This is a genomic window from Roseibium aggregatum, assembly GCF_017309185.1.
Classification (GTDB): domain Bacteria; phylum Pseudomonadota; class Alphaproteobacteria; order Rhizobiales; family Stappiaceae; genus Roseibium; species Roseibium aggregatum_B.
Genome location: NZ_JAEKJZ010000001.1, coordinates 2,167,149 through 2,183,685, shown reverse-complemented (window position 1 = coordinate 2,183,685; position 16,537 = coordinate 2,167,149). Strand labels below are relative to the sequence as shown.

Genomic DNA, 16,537 nt, shown 5'->3' with positions numbered 1-16,537 from the left:
GCCTTTCAGACCCGGGGAACCCGCCCTTCACACGCCAAGCGTTTTGGGGAGATTCCTCCGAGGCCACATCTTTCGTTGACAAAACTGTAACAGGTTGGCCGCAGTTGGAAAAGCGTTTCAAGGCTCGATTGTCGCGCGCCTTCCTCATGTCTGCAAAGTGCGCTCTTTTCAGAAAAAAGTCACAGGCGGCACTTGCATTCGCCACGGTGTTGGATGTATACGCGGCTCACTCATCGGCCTCGCAGGTTCTTGAACGGACCTTGCCCCTCTCACACACCGATGAGCCGTGTTGGGGAATAGGTTAACGGTAGACCCGCGGACTCTGACTCCGTTAGTCCTGGTTCGAATCCAGGTTCCCCAGCCAACATTTCTCATTTTGAAATCAATCACTTAATCGGAAGCGGCATTGCGTTAGCTTAAGAATTTTCTGAGCACATGTCGCAGGCATTTACAGCAGTTTCCCTTGGTTTACCAAGGGCTCCGGCAAATTCGTGCGACATGAGACTGCGGCAACTGCGCCTAAGATTGTGCGCGACGTTGCTTCGCGAGACACGCCACATCATTTAACCTAAAGCTCATCTGGGTTGAAAGACACAGCTTGATAACAACGTAATTTTATTGATTTGGGACGACTGCTTCTGTTGCTCGATCGCTCCTCTGACTGTTCTGCCTTTTTCGGGCGGGAAGACTTCATCGGTCTCATGTTTTTTCGGCAAGATATTCATTTGAATAGTGCCAAACCAGGCCGATGAATACGCTATCCTTTAGTGACCGCATTGGTGACGTCACCAGATGGCCGGTTCCGAGAAATTCGGTCACCTTAGCTGACATTCGTCAGGACAATTTCTTTGGCCGCCTTCGGCTGAGAGCAGTCGATGAGGTGCGCCGCGGCCAAGATCCGGTTTGCGTACTCATGTTGTTCGATTCAGTTTGAAAATGCGCTTTCCAAAACCGGACATTGGCGGGCCTGGCGTTTGAACGCGATTTGTACCTGTCTCACGCCCCTCACACAGTCACAAAAGGGAGCGCAGTCGCTTTGATGCCGGCCGCCCAAGTTCGACGACATTCGCGCCGGTGCTGAAGTAAATGCTGCTCCGTCCGGAAGCGTGCCAGTTGACGCGCTGGATCTTCGAGCAGTTCACGATGGTGGAGCGGTCCAGCCGATGAAAGGGCGGTGCCGGAAGTCTGGTTTCGAAGACGCGTAAAAGACCGCTGGCGAGATGCTGCTGCCCGTTTTCTAGATAGACGCGGGTGTAGTCCCCTTCGGCTCGCAGAAAGGAAACTGCCTCATGGGGCACCAGAATCGATGCGGAGCTGGTCTTGAGCTGAAGACGGTCCTGTGCCGCTTCCGGGGCGGGAGACGTGTTTTTCTCTAGAGCAGACGGGCGCGATGGCAGCCTTTCGCGCAAGCGGCCGATTGCGGTTTCCAGCCGTTCTGGCTTGACCGGTTTCACCAGGAAATCAATCGCGGCCACATCGAAGGCATCGATGGCATAGAGGTCATAGGCGCTGACGACGATAACGAATGTCTCCGGCGGCAGATCCGTCGCGAGGTCCAGTCCCTTGCCATTGGTCAATTCCACATCCATGAACACCGCATCGGGCCGGGCCCGGTTCATCACGTCCCGGGCAGAGACCAGGTCGCCCGCCTCCCCGGCGATCGTGATGTCGGGATATTCGCCGAGCATGCGCCTGAGACCGCGTCTGGCCGAGGGTTCGTCGTCGACCAGGACTACACGGAGCATGCCGGGCCCTTCAGCAGGATGCGGGCGACGACCGTGCCTTGTCCTTCGCTCAGGCTGAACTCATGCATATCCGGATAGTAGAGCTGCAGGCGCTTTCTGAGATTGGCATGGCCGATCGACTTCCGCGTCGGGTCCGTTTCAGTAATCTTCCCGGAATTCGTAACTGAAACATCGACCTGATTCGTCCCGAGCCGGCGGACGGACACGTGAATGTCTATCCGGTTCGACTGATGCTTCAACCCGTGCTTGACGGCGTTTTCGACGAGCCCCTGCAGAATCATGTGCGGAACGATCATGTCCCTGACCGTCTCGTCCACGCTTACGGTGCATTGAAGCTTGTCCTCAAACCGGATTTCCTGGATGCGCAGATAGGCGTTCATCGCCTCCACTTCTTCCGACAGCGGACAAAGGTCCCGGCGCTGCTGGTTGAGGCAATAGCGCAGGTAACCTGCGATTTCCCGTACCATTTCAAGCGCGGTATCGGGTCGCTCGTGAATTTCCGACGCGACGGAATTGAGCGCGTTGAACAGGAAGTGGGGCGCAAGTTGCAGCCGCAGTTGTTCTAGTTCGGAGCGCATGGCCTCCGCAAGTGCCTCGCTGCGCCGAAGCCGTGCGATCCGCGCCTCGTAATCGGACCTCAGGCAGAAATAGGCCAGCATCCAGCCCAGCAGAACCGAGGTGTAATAAACCACCGGCGTCAGTGGCGTGTTGAAAGGGAACGCCTCGGGAAAAAACAGATCGCGCAGGAGCCAGGCTACATACGTCTGCAGGGTGCCGCCGGCGAGCGAGAGCGCCGCCGCCCCCAGAAACACCGGAATCGTGATCAGCCGCTGGACGTTCCGGAGAAAATAAAGATGCGCCGCGCTTGTGAGCAGAAAGCCGACTGTGTCCATCGAAAGGGTCAGTGTGAGCGCAAGCCGAAAGTCGGAAAACGTCAACACCCGGGCGAAGAAGCCGTAAACGACTATGAACAGCCAGCCGCCGATCTGCAGTTTCCAGAAGAGATGTTCCGTCTCAGGTTGCAGGCTTTCCTCGTGAAGAGGACGCCTGGCGGCCGGCGCACCGGCATCTTCCAAAGGTGCGGAAACGGACCTGCGTGTCATTCCCGGAATGGCTTCATCTAAAATCATGTTTCAAGCGATCTCGTTCTGAACAGGCAGTTTCGAATATAGGACCACTCCGGCGGCACGACTTACAATTTCATCGATGAATTCAGCTGGTTCATCGAATTTGCAGTGAAAACCACTGGCCCGCAACCATAGTTACTCCCGACGAAGAAGAGCAAAAAAGTTCCGACTCAGAACGTTTTAAGACAATTGCTTCAGGGATAAAAAAATGGGCCGTGGCCTTATATCCGACGGAAAAGACCGGGTCTCTCGTCCTTCGGTCAGGGGAAACGTCCGCTTAAAATCGCTGCTGCTGTCCACCGCATCCGTTGCGAGCCTGTGCCTTTTAACCCCTTCCCTGGCGGATTCCCTGTGTGACGAGTCCGGCGACCCGTGGGTTTGCACCTTCAATTCCGGCACGGATGTCAGTTACGTCGATCTGACCGCAACGGGTGCCTCCGCTGGCGCGCTGGCACCCGGCATCACGATTCAGAATTACGGCCAGCAGGATATGGTCATCCCGACCAGCGAAGGCGTCTATGCAAACTGGTATGTCGAATCCAGAGGGTCGGCCGGCGAGGACTCCGGGGCCGCCGGAGCGGGTGGAACCGTTTCTATCGTCAATCAGGCAAATATCGACATCAACGCGTCGGAAGTCAGCCAATTTGCGATGGGCATCTTCGCCCAATCCAGCGGCGGCGAAGGCGACCAGTCCAACGGGGATAACAATTCCAGCGGCGGCGCCGGCGGCAATGGCGGCTCGGTTCAGGTCACCAACAACGGCATTGCGGGCTATACGGCCGTTGGCTACGCCAATTTCGGATTTGCCATTTTCGTTGCCGAAAGCAAAGGCGGAACGGGAGGCAACCAGAACAACAGCGTCCTGTCCGACCAATATGGCGGTAAGGGCGGAGACGGCGGCAGCGTCACCGTCAACAACACCGCCCCGAGCAGCTTCGCCGTCGGCTCGAGCGACGGCCGGTTCCAGGGACTTGGAGAGGGCGGCGGTTTCATCGCCAGATCCCTTGGCGGCAGCGGCGGCGACAACAACGGCAATGCCGGATCCGGCGGAACGGTCACAATAGACAACGCCATGGACGGCGATATCTATTGGGATGTCACCATGAGCGACGGTGACGGCCTGTTCGTCCTTTCCGGTTTGAGCGCGGGAGGCGCGGGCACCTCCTCGACCGACAATAACGACAACGGTGGCGATGGCGGCGATGGCGGCAATGTGTCGATCACCAATTCCGCAAGGCTCATTCTCGACGTTACCGGCGCCAGCTATGAACCGAGCGCGGCAATCGGCGCGAAAAGCACCGGGGGCAAGGGCGGTACCGGCCCCACCAAAGACCAGAGCGGCGGCAATGGCGGGACAGCCGGGTCTGTTTCGGTGTCGCTTGAAAACGGAAAATCCCTCCAGACGAGCGGCGTCAACGTTTACGGCGTACTGGCGCAGAGCATCGGCGGCGAAGGCGGAGACGGCGGCGATGGCACCGCGCTCGCCGGCACCGGCGGCGGCGGCGGTTTCGGCGGCGATGCCGGCACGGTTTCAGTCAACGTTTCAGGCGGCACCGGCATTGAGACAAGCGGTGCCTTTTCCGCAGCCATCGCCCTGCACTCCATCGGTGGCGGCGGCGGAACGGGTAGCGATTTCCAAAGCGTTCTCGGTGGACAGAGCGGCAATGGCGGCAATGGCGGCGACGCCGGAAACGTCTATCTCTCCCTCGGCAATGCCACGGTCACGACCGCAGCCGATCATGCTTTCGGCGTTGTCGCACAATCGATCGCGGGAAGCGGCGGAACCGGCGGGATCGACGCCTCCACCTTCGTCGGACTGGGCGGCGACGGCGCCGGCGGTGGCGCGGCCGGCACCGTAACGGTCAATTCCAGCGCCGACATCACGACCTATGGTTTCAACTCGCTCGGCATCATAGCTCAATCGATTGGCGGCGGCGGCGGTGCGGCAGGCTCTTCCAGCGGGTTCGTCAGCATTGGCGGCAGCGCTGCCGGATCGACAACGTCAAATGGCAGTTCCGTCGGAGTTTCAAACACTCAAACGGTCACGACCAAGGGCGATTCCTCGGCCGGCATCCTGGCGCAATCGATTGGCGGCGGCGGCGGGTCCGGCGGCGACTCCACCGGCACTGTCGGTGTCGGCGGTCAGGGTGCGGCGGGCGGGAATGGCGGCACGGTCGCCATTCCGAATATCGGAACCATCGTCACCTCCGGCGGCTATTCGCCGGGAGCCGTTATCCAGTCCATCGGCGGTGGCGGCGGCAACGGCGGCAGCGTGCAGACACTGTCGACCATCGCCTCCATCGGCGTCGGCGGCTCCGCCGATCTGGGCGGCGACGGCGGAGACGTCTGTGTCGACAACACCGGCGGATGCGTTTACTCCAACCTCTCCTCCCTGCAGGCCGCCACAAGCGACGGCAACGCAAACATCACGACCACCGGCGTATACGCGCCGGGGCTGATTGCCCAGTCCATCGGCGGTGGCGGCGGCAATGGCGGCAGCGTCAAGAATTTCGGTGTGCTGTCCTTCCTCGCGTTCCAGATGGGTGGCAGCGGCGGCGATGGCGGCGACGGCGGAACCGTTTCCCTGACCCAGAACCGGTTTTCCGCCGCGACCTCGGGTGCCCAGTCGACAGCTGTCCTCGCACAGTCCATCGGCGGCGGCGGCGGCACAGGTGGCAGCGCCAATTACTTCGACGCGACCGTCGGCTTCAACGCCGCCTTTGTCCTAGGTGGCAGCGGCGGGGCCGGAGGCGATGGGGACGACGTCACAATCGACCTTTCGAGCGGCACCATCGCCACCGGCCTCTCCGCGTCTTCCACTTCCAAATACGCCCCCAACAATGCGACCGGCATTCTGGCGCAATCGATTGGTGGTGGCGGCGGCAACGGCGGCTCGACATCCGCCGGCGATTTCCTGGTTGCCGCTCCAACCGGCACCGGCGTTCCCCTCGCCTTCAACTATGTGGCAACCGTTGGCGGCAACGGCGGCAACGCGGGAGCCGGCGGCGACGTGGCCGTCACCTATGACCAACCCTCCAGGCTCACGACAATCGGCGATGCCTCTCACGGGATCCTGGCCCAATCGGTTGGTGGCGGCGGCGGCAATGGCGGCGATGCGTCCGCGCTGACAGCCACGCTTGGCGACAAGGACACGGTAGAATCCACCGCTACCGTTGCTCTGGGAGGCGGCACCGGCAATGCCCTGAGCGACTACAATTCGGATTATGCGTTCACGACATCCGGTGGCGGCAATGGCGGGGAAGTCAGTGTAACCCTGGGAACCTACGGTTCGTCTTCCAATTCAGGCGGCACTGCTGCAACGAAACTGACAAGCCTGGCGCCTGAAAGCACGCTTTTCACTTTCGGCGATGGTGCCCATGGCGTTCTGGCACAATCGATTGGCGGCGGCGGCGGTAACGGTGGTCTGGGCAACAGCAACGCCTATACGCAAGGCGGTATTGCGACGCTGGAAGCGAAGATTTCCCTGGGTGGCCAGGGTGGTTCGGGCGGTGACGGCTCCTCCGTCGAGATCCATAACTTTGCCGGCTACACGGTTCAGACGCAGGGATCGGGCTCCAAGGGCCTGGTCGGACAGTCCATCGGTGGCGGTGGCGGCAATTCGCAGGGCGGCACTGTCTACCTTGGCGTTGGCGCCAGCAGCGTATCCGGCAGCATGTCCCTGGGAGTTGGGGCGATAGGCGGCAGCGGCGGCAACGGCGGCACCATCTACGCCGAACAATACGGTCGTATCGAAACCTTCGGCGGCGACTCGGACGGTGTCGTGCTGCAATCCATCGGCGGCGGCGGCGGTATTGGCGGATCGCTCGGCAATGACGCGTCGTCTCACAAGGTTCTTGACGCCATTGGGACCTTGAAGAAACAGATCAAGCGCCTGTCGGATGCGGGAGCTTCCTATTCGTTCACAGTGGATGTCGGCGGCGGTGGCGGGTCCGGCGGTGACGGCAATCAGGTCAGATATTACCATGATGGCCAGATCATCACGCAAGGTGCCTGGGCGGATGGGGTCGTCCTGCAATCAATTGGCGGCGGCGGCGGTCAGGGTGGCTCGTCAACGGCCAGTGGCAGCGAAGTCAGCGCCGACATCGAACTTGCCGTCGGCGGCAGGGGCGGGTCCGGCGGGGACGGCGGTGAAGTCGCCGTCTGGCTGGCGGAAGGTGACACCAATTTCATCAACACAGCCGGTTTTGCTGCCACCGGCATGACGATGCAATCCATCGGTGGCGGTGGCGGCCAGGGTGGCGACGGCTCGGACAACCAGACCGGCACACTGGCAATCGGTGGAGACGGCGGCGGCACAGGCGGCGCGGGCGGCGATGGCGGCGAGGTTCACACCTATGATACCAGCGCGGTAACGATCACCACCAGCGGCAACGATGCCACTGCCATGGTTGCCCAATCGATCGGCGGTGGCGGCGGCACAGGTGGGGTCGGCAGCAGTGCAGAAACAACCCGTGTGGACGGTAGCGAGCTGAGCGTCTCTATTGGCGGTTCAGGCGGTGTGGCCGGCAATGGCGGCACAATCGACCTGACGATGGACACGACGATTGCCACCTACGGCAACCGCTCTCACGGCGTTCTGCTCCAGTCCATCGGCGGCGGCGGCGGTTATGGCGTTACAGGTAGCGTCGAAGGCGGGCTTGATCTTGCAATCGGCGGAACGGGCGGTGCGGCAGGAAACGGCGATGCTGTGACGTTCCAGCTAACCGGTGGCGCCGGCATCCAGACCCACGGCGACGGCGCTTTCGGCCTGGTGGCACAGTCCATCGGTGGTGGTGGCGGATTGGCGGGCGATGCGACCGGCGGTTCCATGACCAACGCCACCGCAAACCTGACCTCCGGCGGGGCCAGCGGCAACGGCGGCCAGATCACACTGGATATCGACGCGCCGATCTACGTCACGGGTGACGAGTCCATCGGTATTATCGCCCAGTCCATCGGCGGCGGCGGCGGTATATCGGGAACCGGCACCGGCGGCGCCGCTGGCCTAATGTCAACGGACAGCACAGGGACCGCGGGCGCTATCGATCTGGAAATCTCAAGTCAGGTCTATGCCACCGGATCGCGCTCGTCAGGTGTCTTCGCGCAAAGCCAGGGCGCAGACGGCAACGGCACAATCGGGATCATGGTTGACGGACAAGGCAACGTCCAGGGGGGCACGGATACGGATGCCGCCGCCATCAGGGTCTCCAACGGGCTCAACAACACGCTGGCTCTGAACGGCAATGCCATTGTCCAGTCAGGCGCGTCGCGCAACGGCACCGACGAGACCGCCTCCTATGCGGTCTGGTATACCGGTACGGGCACGACGGCTGACGGGGCAATCCTTGACGTGACCGTCAACGACACCGCGTCGCTCTATGGCAATGTCGTCCTTACCAATGCCAGTGGTGGCGGCGCCGGCACGGTCACCAACAACTCACCCAACACCCTTGCTGACGGTTATCTGTACGATGCAAATGTGGTCAACAACGGACGCTTCGTGCTGGGCCGCGCACGAGACCCCGGCAAGACCGTGATCACCGGCAACTTCACGCAAGGCGCACAGGGTTTTCTGGTCGCGGACATCGACCTGAACAATTTCGATTCCGATTGGCAGGACGTGCGCGGCGACGCGACGCTTGCAGGAACACTCGGTCTCAATACCATCAGCCTTCTTCCGGACAGGAAGACGAAGGTTCTGTCGGTCGGCGGGTCTGTTGCAGGCACGCTTACCCCTCAGGATTCTCTCATCTTCGATTATCTGTTCAACGCGGAAGGCTCCGATTACTATTTTCAGGTCACTGGAGCCGACTTCACGCCTAACAGCCAGGTTACGCTCAACCGCGACCAGAAGGCCGTTGCTCAGAACCTACAAGATATCTGGGATCGCGGCGGTAACAACCTTTTCGGATCATTGTTTGGTGCCATTGCCGACGAGGTCGACAATCGGTCTGGAAGCTACGCGGAGACCCTGAACCAGCTCCTGCCGCGCACCGGGCTTGCTGCCGTCGTCGAACAGACGTTCGAAATGCTGTCCTTCGGTGACAGCCTGATGAGTTGCCCCGTCTTCGAAGGTGATGGCGCTAGCGTAACCGAGGGGTCTTGTGGCTGGGCACGCGTAACCGGCGGAACAGGCCACCGCGCAGCCATTGGCAATTCACCGAGCTACAACGCCGACGCGCTGACCTATCAGCTCGGTGGACAACGTGAAATCGCTCCAGGCTGGTTTATCGGCAGTGCGGCTGCCTTTCAGCAATCCTGGATTTCACAGGCCTCCGGAACCGTCAGCGGAGACGGTAAGTCGGGATATCTCGGGGCAAGCCTGAAGCGGGAATTGGGGGCCTGGACTTTTTCGGCCGCTGCCGCCGGCAGCTATGGGACAACCCGGTTCGAGCGCAGTCTGTCGATCTCTGGTCTTTCCGAGACGATCTCCAGCTCTCCCGACGTGCTGGCAGGCTCCGTCAGGGCACGGATCGCACGCACCTTTGCGGCCACGAATGTTTACGTCAAACCCTATATCGATTTCGATGCGATTTATTCCAGGGTCGGCAGTTACCGGGAGAACGGCGCATACGGGCTGGAATTCGAATCAACAGGGCAGTGGAATTTCGCCGCAACGCCCTCCGTCGAGCTTGGCAGCCGCCTGCGCTACAAAAATGGCTCTGACCTGCGTGTTTATGGAAAACTCGGCCTGTCGTTTCTGTCCAACGACCAATGGCAAACCGATGCAGGTTTCGCCAACAGTGCCGGAGGCACCGCCTCGTTCAGGACGTCGCTCGAACATGAGGATCTCTTCGCATCCATCGGGGCAGGCCTGCAGCTCACCTCCATCGAAGGTGTCGACCTGCGGCTTGAATATAACGGCCGGTTCTCGGAAAAACTGGCCACCAACAGCGGCTCGCTCAAACTCAGCATTCCCTTTTAGCAGGGGTATGAGAAAGGCGAATCACGGCCCATAGCGGTCATTCGATCCGACCGCAACAAAAGTCCGCTTTCCGCCCAGTCGGGACCTCAGGGCAAAGCGCGGTGAATGGCTGTTTCTACGCGTTGGTTTCAAGATCGCGAAGGTCCGAGATGGGAATGCTAAGCGGTCGTGGTCAGAAATTTCTGGCGAGGATAATTGGACTCGAAGCTTCGATGCTCAGCAGCAACATCCATGCGACATAGAAGGCGAGTCCAATCGGTGCGATCACCGGATTCCAGTGGTAGAGAGGCTGTTCCATGCCGTCCTTGGCGGTCACCCCGTCGCCAATGGAACGGCCGCTGTAGTCCTCGCCGCAGGTGATCAGCGGCCAGCCGTGGTTCTTGCCCGCCTCCGGTCTGTTCAGTTCGCCTCCGCCGCGTGGACCGTGGTTCGACGGTCCAGAGCGCGCCGTCAGGACCGATGGCCGCCGCCTGCAGGTTCCTGTGACCGTAAGACCAGATTTTCGGCAATGTGCCGGGAATAGCCGGATTGCCGTCAGCTGGCCCGCCGTCCGGCAGAAAGGCCGCGCCCCAGGGATGTTCAAAGCCTGAAGCAATGTCATCCTTGCGCAGAACCAACGGATCCTCGATCACCGGCGCCCGGGTCTGTCCGGCATAGGCGGGTCGCTGGTCCGGAGCATTCGGGGCGGCTGCGTTGATATCCTGTGCAGCCGCCGACCCCGTCAATACGATCACGGCAGGGAGACAAAGGCAAAGGATACGCCCAGGTAAACCGTCTTACGGAAGTCCTTGTCTCGAATGTCCGGTTCTATCTCACATACCTTGCCCTTTCCGGTCTCTCGCCATCGGTAACCGCTTAGTTCACTGTCGGATTTCAGTCGGTCGCCGTTGCCGTTGCCGTTGAATAGTCTGCGTCGCTGACCTTCTCCAGCCAGGTGACAACTTCGCCTTCCAGCGCCTCCGCGACAGCCAGATGTGACATTCCTTCGGACGCAGACGCGCCGTGCCAGTGCTTCACCATCGGCGGTATCCAGACAAGATCGCCCGGCTTGACCACCTCGACCGGCCCGCCTTCCATCTGCACCCAGCCTGTCCCGGAAATGATGAACAGGGTCTGCCCGAGCGGATGGGTGTGCCAGGCCGTGCGCGCACCGGCCGAAAACTCTACGGTCGCCCCGCCGATACGGGCTGGTGCTGTGCCATTGAAATAACCAAAGACCTGGACCTTGCCGGTGAAGTAGTCTTCCGGACCGGTGACCGCGGTTTCCGGAGCGGCCCGGACAATTTGTATTTTCTCGTCTTCGGCGATTGCCGTCATTTCACTGTTTTCCTCTCGCGCTGCAAAGACATCCTTCAGGATCGGCACCGCGGACATGGCCCGGGGCCAGCCTGCGTAAAACCCGATATGTGCGGGCACTTCGGCGACCTCGGAGCGGGTCAAACCATTGTCCATCGCCCTGTTCAGGTGGAAGGTCAGTTGTTCAGGCTGGCCGATGGCTATAAGCGCGGACATGGTGACGAGACTTCGGTCGCGCGCGGAAAGATCAGGCCTTTGCCACAAGTCACCGAAAAGCACCCGGTTGGTCAGTTCCGCCAGAGCCGGCGCGGTCGGCGCCACCAGAGTGTTGACGGTCTCCGTCCGGGTCGCTTCGGCAGCGGCTTCCAGTTCGATCCGCGCCTCATCGCTTGCCGAGACCGGTCCGATACCGCGCTCTTCAAACACCTTCTTGACTTCGGCCACCGCTGAAACCGCATTCGGCCAGCCGGAATAGAAAGCGAGTTGCGTGATCAGTTCCCCGATCTCTCCAGGCTCGACGCCGTTGTCGAGTGCGAGGCGCACATGCGATCCGACCTGTGGGATCTTGCCGGTTGAAACAAGTGTCGAAACGGTCACCAGGCTGCGATCGCGCGGCGCCAGTTCGGTGCGTCTCCAGACCTCGCCGAAAAGTACGTCGTCGGTAAAGCCTCCGAGACCCGGCGCGACGTCATAGACCGCGGGCGGTGCAATTCTGTTCCTTGTTTCCTGTGCCTCGCTCCCCGTGGCCGCTAAAGCGGAAACGGCAAGTGTTGCGGCGATCTTCTTCATGCCCTTTTCTCCGTGTCGTCCTTTGCGCCGGACCCGTTGCAAGAACATCCGGCGGTTCCACTGACTTCAGATAGGGAAAAGAACTCTTCGAATTAGATCGTTCGTTTCGAATGCCGCTATATGCCGATTTCATAAGTGCGGCGTTGGCAGCGCATAGATTTATGCTTTCGGAGCATAAGCCCATTCGGCCTTGGCCAACTAATCATAGGGAATTGAAGGGCCTATTTTGACTGTGATCCAGTCTGCAGCGCTCCGCCTTCCACATGGCGGAAGGCGACCGGACGGATGGTGAAAACCGCTATCGCATTCAAGAAAGTCCGAAGGAATAGTGAAATGCTTGGAACAGTTCTCCATGCGCCAGGAGACATCCGCTGTGAAGAGGTATCCGAACCCGAGATCCTCCTGCCGACCGACGCAATCATCAAACTCTCGGCAAGCTGCGTCTGCGGCTCCGATCTATGGCCGTACCGCGGTCTGAACGACGTGGCGGAGCCCATGCACATGGGTCACGAATACTGTGGTGTCGTGGTTGAGGTCGGCAGTGCCGTAAAAACCGTGAAGCCCGGTCAGTTCGTGGTCGGATCGTTCTGCCTCTCCGACAACACCTGCCCCCACTGCAAGGTCGGCTTTCAGTCTTCCTGCGAGCAGCGCGAATTCATGACCGGCGCCCAGGCGTCCCTCGCCCGGGTCCCGCTTGCGGACGGAACGCTGGTCGCAACTGCGGAAATGCCCTCCGAGGATCTCATTCCCAGCCTGCTTGCGACATCTGATGTTCTCGGAACCGGCTGGTACGCCGCCGTTGCGGCTCAGGTAAAACCCGGTTCGACGGTCGTGGTCGTCGGCGATGGCGCCGTCGGCCTGATGGGCGTCCTCGCCTCCAAGCAGATGGGCGCCGAGCGCATCATTGCCATGAGCCGCCACAAGAACCGGCAGGACCTTGCTCTGGAATACGGTGCAACCGACATCATCGCCGAGCGCGGCGACGAGGGCATCGCCAAGGTAAAGGAACTCACCAACAAGATCGGTGCAGACGCCGTTCTGGAATGTGTGGGCACGAAGCAGTCCATGGATCAGGCCCTGCATTGCGCGCGCCCCGGTTCGATGATCGGCTATGTGGGCGTGCCGCACGGTGTGGAGTTCGACGGCCAGCAGCTCTTCTTCTCGCAGGTCGGCATGCTGGGCGGACCAGCTCCCGTGCGCAGGTTCCTGCCTCATCTCATGGATCTCGTTCTGACCCGCAAGATCAATCCCGGCAAGGTTTTCGACCTGGAGGTTCCGCTTGCCGATGTCGCCGAAGGCTACAAGGCAATGGACGAGCGGCGGACAATCAAGACGCTGCTCAGGGTCTAACGGGACCGGCCGAAAACTCGTGGAACCTGTCTGGCCCGGGAAGCTTTCGGCTTCCCGGGCCGCTTTTTTTGCGTGGCCTTTACGACAGGGTACGGGACCGCCTTTATGGCGGTCCCGCGCTTTAGGGTGTTCAGCTTGGGTTCGCGCGGAAGTCGAAGTTCTGCAGCGGCATGTTGCGAACCCTTTTGCCGGTTGCCGCGAAGATCGCGTTCAGAACAGCGGGAGCCGCCACGGCGATTGTCGGCTCGCCGACGCCGCCCCAGAAGCCGCCGGACGGTATGGCAATGACTTCGACCTCGGGCATTTCGTCCAGGCGCATGACATTGTAGGTGTCAAAGTTCTCCTGTTCGATGCGGCCGTCCCGAACGGTACATTCGCCATAAAGCATTGCCGACAGTCCATAGACGAACGAGCCGGCAACCTGTGCCTCGACCTGCTGGGGATTAACGACGTGTCCCGGATCCGTTGCGGCGACGATGCGGTGGATCTTCACCCAGCCGTCGGAGACCGATACCTCCGCGGCCGCCGCCACGTAGCTGCCGAATCCCATGATCTGGGCGAGACCGCGGTGAATGCCTTCCGGTGGCGGTGTGTCCCAGCCGACGCCTCTTGCGGCAGCTTCCAGGACTGCGAGGTGCTTCGGATGGTTGGCCATCAGCTTGCGGCGGAAGTCCAGCGGATCCTGGCCGGTTTCATGTGCAATCTCGTCGATGAAACTCTCCAGGTAGACCGCATTCTGGTTCAGGTTCACACCCCGCCAGGCGCCCGGACGGATGTGCGGATTGCGCATTGCATGGTCGACGAGAAGGTTCGGGATCGTGTAGCCGATTGCCGTTTCGTCGCCATCCGGATTGAGCCCCTGGAAGACAAAGGGGTCGCCGTTTTCCGTCATCGCGCCTGGAAAGGCATAGGCGGCAATCGACTGGCCGGAGATGCGCATGTGCAGGGCCTCCAGATTGCCGTCCGTGTCGACGGCGGCACGAAGGCGGCACTGGGTGACAGGGTGGAAACGTCCCTGCACCATGTCTTCCTCGCGCGTCCACATCATCTTCACGTAGCGATTCGGGATCTGCCTTGCGATCCGCGTGGCCATGCCCACGTAGTCTGACTGCAGCCTGCGTCCGAAGCTTCCCCCGATCCGGGTCACATTGACTTCGCAGGCCTCCGGCGCCAGCCCGGCGGCTTCCGCCATCGCTGAAAGAGCGCTCTCGGGCACCTGGGTCGCGCCCCACATTTCGCAGCGTTCGGGTGTCCAGCGGATCGTCGCCGAAAGGACCTCCATGGGAGCGTGATTCAGGTAGGGAAAACTGTAGTCGGCCTCGATCACACGGTCGGCGCCAGCGAGGACGCCTTTCGCGTCGCCTGCCTCGTTGCCGATGTAAGGCGTCTCCGCCGTCAAGCCCTCCCGCAGCATTTCGGCGATGGTCTCGCTGGAAACGCCCGCGTTCTCGCCTTCGTCCCATTCTATCGGCAGGGCATCGAGCGCAGTCTTCGCCCGCCAGAAGGTATCGGCCACGACGGCGACCGTTTCGTCGTCGACGCGCAGGACATGTTCCACGCCGCGCATGTTCGTGATCGCCGATGCGTCGAAGCTGACCAGCTTGCCGCCGTGCACCGGGCAGGCCTTCGGAACCGCGACAAGCATGTCCGGAAAGGTGACATCCGTGCTGTAGACGAGCGCACCATTGAGCTTGTCCATGGTGTCGATGCGCTTGACCGGCTGACCGGCAATTGTCCAATCGGCCGGATCCTTCAAGATCACTTCGTCGGGAGGCGTGATCGCGTTTGCCGCTTTGGCCACCGCACCGTACGTGGTGGACCGGCCGCTGGCATCATGGGTGATCACGCCTTTCGAGACACTGCATTCGCCGGCGGGCACGCCCCATTCGCGCGCGGCGGCCTCGACCAGCATGGCCCGCGCCGTTGCGCCGCCCTTGCGCACGTACTCGTGAGAACCGCGAATGGCACGCGAGCCACCGGTGCTCTGGCGTCCCCAGACGTTGTTCCGCGCGCTGTTTTTTCCAGGCTTCACCAGCTCGAAGGTCACCTTGTCCCAGTCGCACTCGAGTTCCTCGGCGACAAGCTGCGACAGGCCGGTCAGCGAGCCCTGCCCCATCTCGATACGCGCAATGCGGATCACAACGGTCTCGTCCGGCTTGACGACGACCCAGGCATTCACCTCCGGTGCGCTCGTCCGGGCAAGACCAGGCGATGCCAGCGGAAAGGAGAACCCGAACGTGAAGGCTCCAGCCGCAGCGCCGGAAGCTCCCAGAAACGAACGCCTGGAAAGACGTGCTGCATCATTGATCGTGGCTTGCATCTTCTTGCCCTCCTCAGCCGCGCATGCGCTCGGCGGCGCGCATTACGCCCGCCAGTACGCGCGGATACGTGCCGCATCTGCAAATGTTGGTGATTTCGGCGCGAATGTCCTCGTCGGACGGATCCGCGTTCTGGTTCAACAGGGACGAAGCCGCCATGATCATGCCGACCTGACAATAGCCGCACTGCGCGACGTCCAGCTCCGCCCAGGCGGACTGGACCGGATGCGGGGTGTCGCCCTCCGCAAGTCCCTCGATGGTGACGATCTCGTCGTCTTCGCTGACGGCGCTGATCGGCAGAACGCAAGACCGCGTCGCCTCGCCGTTCAGGTGAACGGTACAGGCGCCGCACTGGGCAACGCCGCAACCGTATTTCGTGCCTGTCAGGCCGACATGTTCACGAATAACCCACAGCAGTGGCGTCTCGTCCTCGACGTCCACCTCGACGGATTTGCTGTTTATCTTCAACTTGGTCATCATTCATTCCTGGCTGGAACGGGGGGGGTCTGGCTAGTCGGAGCTGGCCGCCTGTTCGAGGAAGGCGACAATGTCTTCCCGGTCATCTTCGTTGCGGATGGCGATCGACATGCTTGTACCGCGCACGAGATCACGCGGACGCTCAAGAAAGGCTGTCAGCGTTTCCGGATCCCAGAGGAGGTCGGCATCCCGCATTGCCCTGGAATAGCGCGCGCCCTGTGTGCTGCCGGCTTGGCTTCCGACAATACCGTGCAGAGACGGCCCGATGCGGTTCTCGCCCGCTTGAAGCGAATGGCAGGAACTGCAGCGTTGTCTGAAAAGCCGTTCTCCGGCATCTGCGTCCTGTGCCTGTGCCACTCCGGACATCGGTCCAACGAGCGACAGGGCGAAGAGAGATACGATTACTCTCGTCAAGTACTTCTCCAGTTTCTTGGTTTCCAAGCCCCCGGAAGCCCACATATTCGGCTGTTCAGCTCTTGTCGTTTCGCGCGACGCAACAGGCTCGCACGT

General features: G+C 61.2%; 9 protein-coding genes, 1 tRNA gene and 1 pseudogene. 3 read left to right on the top strand and 8 right to left on the bottom strand.

What is annotated here, in order from left to right; all coding sequences use genetic code 11:
* The first annotated feature begins 290 nt into the window (after nt 1-290).
* A tRNA-Gln gene (locus JF539_RS09420) sits at nt 291-364 on the top strand.
* Nucleotides 365-1,013: 649 nt separating this feature from the next.
* On the opposite strand, the gene JF539_RS09415 is transcribed toward JF539_RS09420, so the two are convergent.
* Both JF539_RS09415 and JF539_RS09410 read right to left on the bottom strand, forming a co-directional pair.
* Nucleotides 1,014-1,745 (bottom strand): LytR/AlgR family response regulator transcription factor, encoded by a 732-nt coding sequence (locus tag JF539_RS09415; protein ID WP_207140032.1) that lies wholly within the window; start codon nt 1,743-1,745, stop codon nt 1,014-1,016.
* On the bottom strand, nt 1,733-2,875 hold the full coding sequence (locus tag JF539_RS09410) for a sensor histidine kinase (RefSeq protein WP_207140031.1): 1,143 nt from the start codon (nt 2,873-2,875) through the stop codon (nt 1,733-1,735). Before JF539_RS09410 ends, JF539_RS09415 begins: the two co-directional genes overlap by 13 nt.
* A gap of 205 nt (nt 2,876-3,080) precedes the next feature.
* Here JF539_RS09410 and JF539_RS09405 point away from each other — a divergent pair, with 205 nt between their 5' ends.
* On the top strand, nt 3,081-9,797 hold the full coding sequence (locus JF539_RS09405) for an autotransporter outer membrane beta-barrel domain-containing protein (protein ID WP_207140030.1): 6,717 nt from the start codon (nt 3,081-3,083) through the stop codon (nt 9,795-9,797).
* A 172-nt stretch (nt 9,798-9,969) separates the two neighbouring features.
* On the opposite strand, the gene JF539_RS27990 is transcribed toward JF539_RS09405, so the two are convergent.
* The 3 genes and pseudogenes from JF539_RS27990 to JF539_RS09395 all read right to left on the bottom strand — a co-directional run bounded on the left by JF539_RS27990 (nt 9,970) and on the right by JF539_RS09395 (nt 11,882).
* Complete coding sequence (locus JF539_RS27990; protein ID WP_328809222.1) at nt 9,970-10,398, bottom strand: PQQ-dependent sugar dehydrogenase; 429 nt, start codon at nt 10,396-10,398, stop codon at nt 9,970-9,972.
* Nucleotides 10,289-10,531: pseudogene (locus JF539_RS27985) on the bottom strand (hypothetical protein); the annotation flags it as partial. The pseudogene JF539_RS27985 and the gene JF539_RS27990, both read right to left, overlap by 110 nt.
* A 139-nt stretch (nt 10,532-10,670) precedes the next feature.
* Nucleotides 10,671-11,882: a carboxymuconolactone decarboxylase family protein gene (locus JF539_RS09395; RefSeq protein ID WP_207140029.1), complete on the bottom strand. Its 1,212-nt coding sequence runs from the start codon at nt 11,880-11,882 to the stop codon at nt 10,671-10,673.
* A 333-nt stretch (nt 11,883-12,215) separates the two neighbouring features.
* Here JF539_RS09395 and JF539_RS09390 point away from each other — a divergent pair, with 333 nt between their 5' ends.
* Nucleotides 12,216-13,232: a zinc-dependent alcohol dehydrogenase family protein gene (locus JF539_RS09390; RefSeq protein WP_207140028.1), complete on the top strand. Its 1,017-nt coding sequence runs from the start codon at nt 12,216-12,218 to the stop codon at nt 13,230-13,232.
* Between the two features lie 130 nt (nt 13,233-13,362).
* Here the strand turns inward: JF539_RS09390 and JF539_RS09385 are convergent, their stop codons facing one another.
* Genes JF539_RS09385 through JF539_RS09375 form a run of 3 tightly spaced genes read right to left on the bottom strand, consistent with a single transcriptional unit; the run spans nt 13,363 to nt 16,441 of the window.
* Nucleotides 13,363-15,552: a xanthine dehydrogenase family protein molybdopterin-binding subunit gene (locus tag JF539_RS09385; RefSeq protein WP_207140027.1), complete on the bottom strand. Its 2,190-nt coding sequence runs from the start codon at nt 15,550-15,552 to the stop codon at nt 13,363-13,365.
* Nucleotides 15,553-15,565: 13 nt separating this feature from the next.
* A complete protein-coding gene (locus JF539_RS09380) occupies nt 15,566-16,027 on the bottom strand; it encodes a (2Fe-2S)-binding protein (RefSeq protein WP_207140026.1) in 462 nt (153 codons plus the stop codon).
* A 33-nt stretch (nt 16,028-16,060) separates the two neighbouring features.
* Nucleotides 16,061-16,441, bottom strand: a complete 381-nt coding sequence (locus JF539_RS09375; RefSeq protein ID WP_207140025.1) for a c-type cytochrome — start codon at nt 16,439-16,441, stop codon at nt 16,061-16,063.
* Nucleotides 16,442-16,537: the final 96 nt, after the last annotated feature.

What these genes read in the sequence shown, in the direction of transcription:
- JF539_RS09415 (WP_207140032.1), bottom strand. Translation starts at nt 1,745, where the DNA reads ATGCTCCGTGTAGTCCTGGTCGACGACGAACCCTCGGCCAGACGCGGT.
- JF539_RS09410 (WP_207140031.1), bottom strand. Translation starts at nt 2,875, where the DNA reads ATGATTTTAGATGAAGCCATTCCGGGAATGACACGCAGGTCCGTTTCC.
- JF539_RS09405 (WP_207140030.1), top strand. Translation starts at nt 3,081, where the DNA reads ATGGGCCGTGGCCTTATATCCGACGGAAAAGACCGGGTCTCTCGTCCT.
- JF539_RS27990 (WP_328809222.1), bottom strand. Translation starts at nt 10,398, where the DNA reads ATGACATTGCTTCAGGCTTTGAACATCCCTGGGGCGCGGCCTTTCTGC.
- JF539_RS09395 (WP_207140029.1), bottom strand. Translation starts at nt 11,882, where the DNA reads ATGAAGAAGATCGCCGCAACACTTGCCGTTTCCGCTTTAGCGGCCACG.
- JF539_RS09390 (WP_207140028.1), top strand. Translation starts at nt 12,216, where the DNA reads ATGCTTGGAACAGTTCTCCATGCGCCAGGAGACATCCGCTGTGAAGAG.
- JF539_RS09385 (WP_207140027.1), bottom strand. Translation starts at nt 15,552, where the DNA reads ATGCAAGCCACGATCAATGATGCAGCACGTCTTTCCAGGCGTTCGTTT.
- JF539_RS09380 (WP_207140026.1), bottom strand. Translation starts at nt 16,027, where the DNA reads ATGACCAAGTTGAAGATAAACAGCAAATCCGTCGAGGTGGACGTCGAG.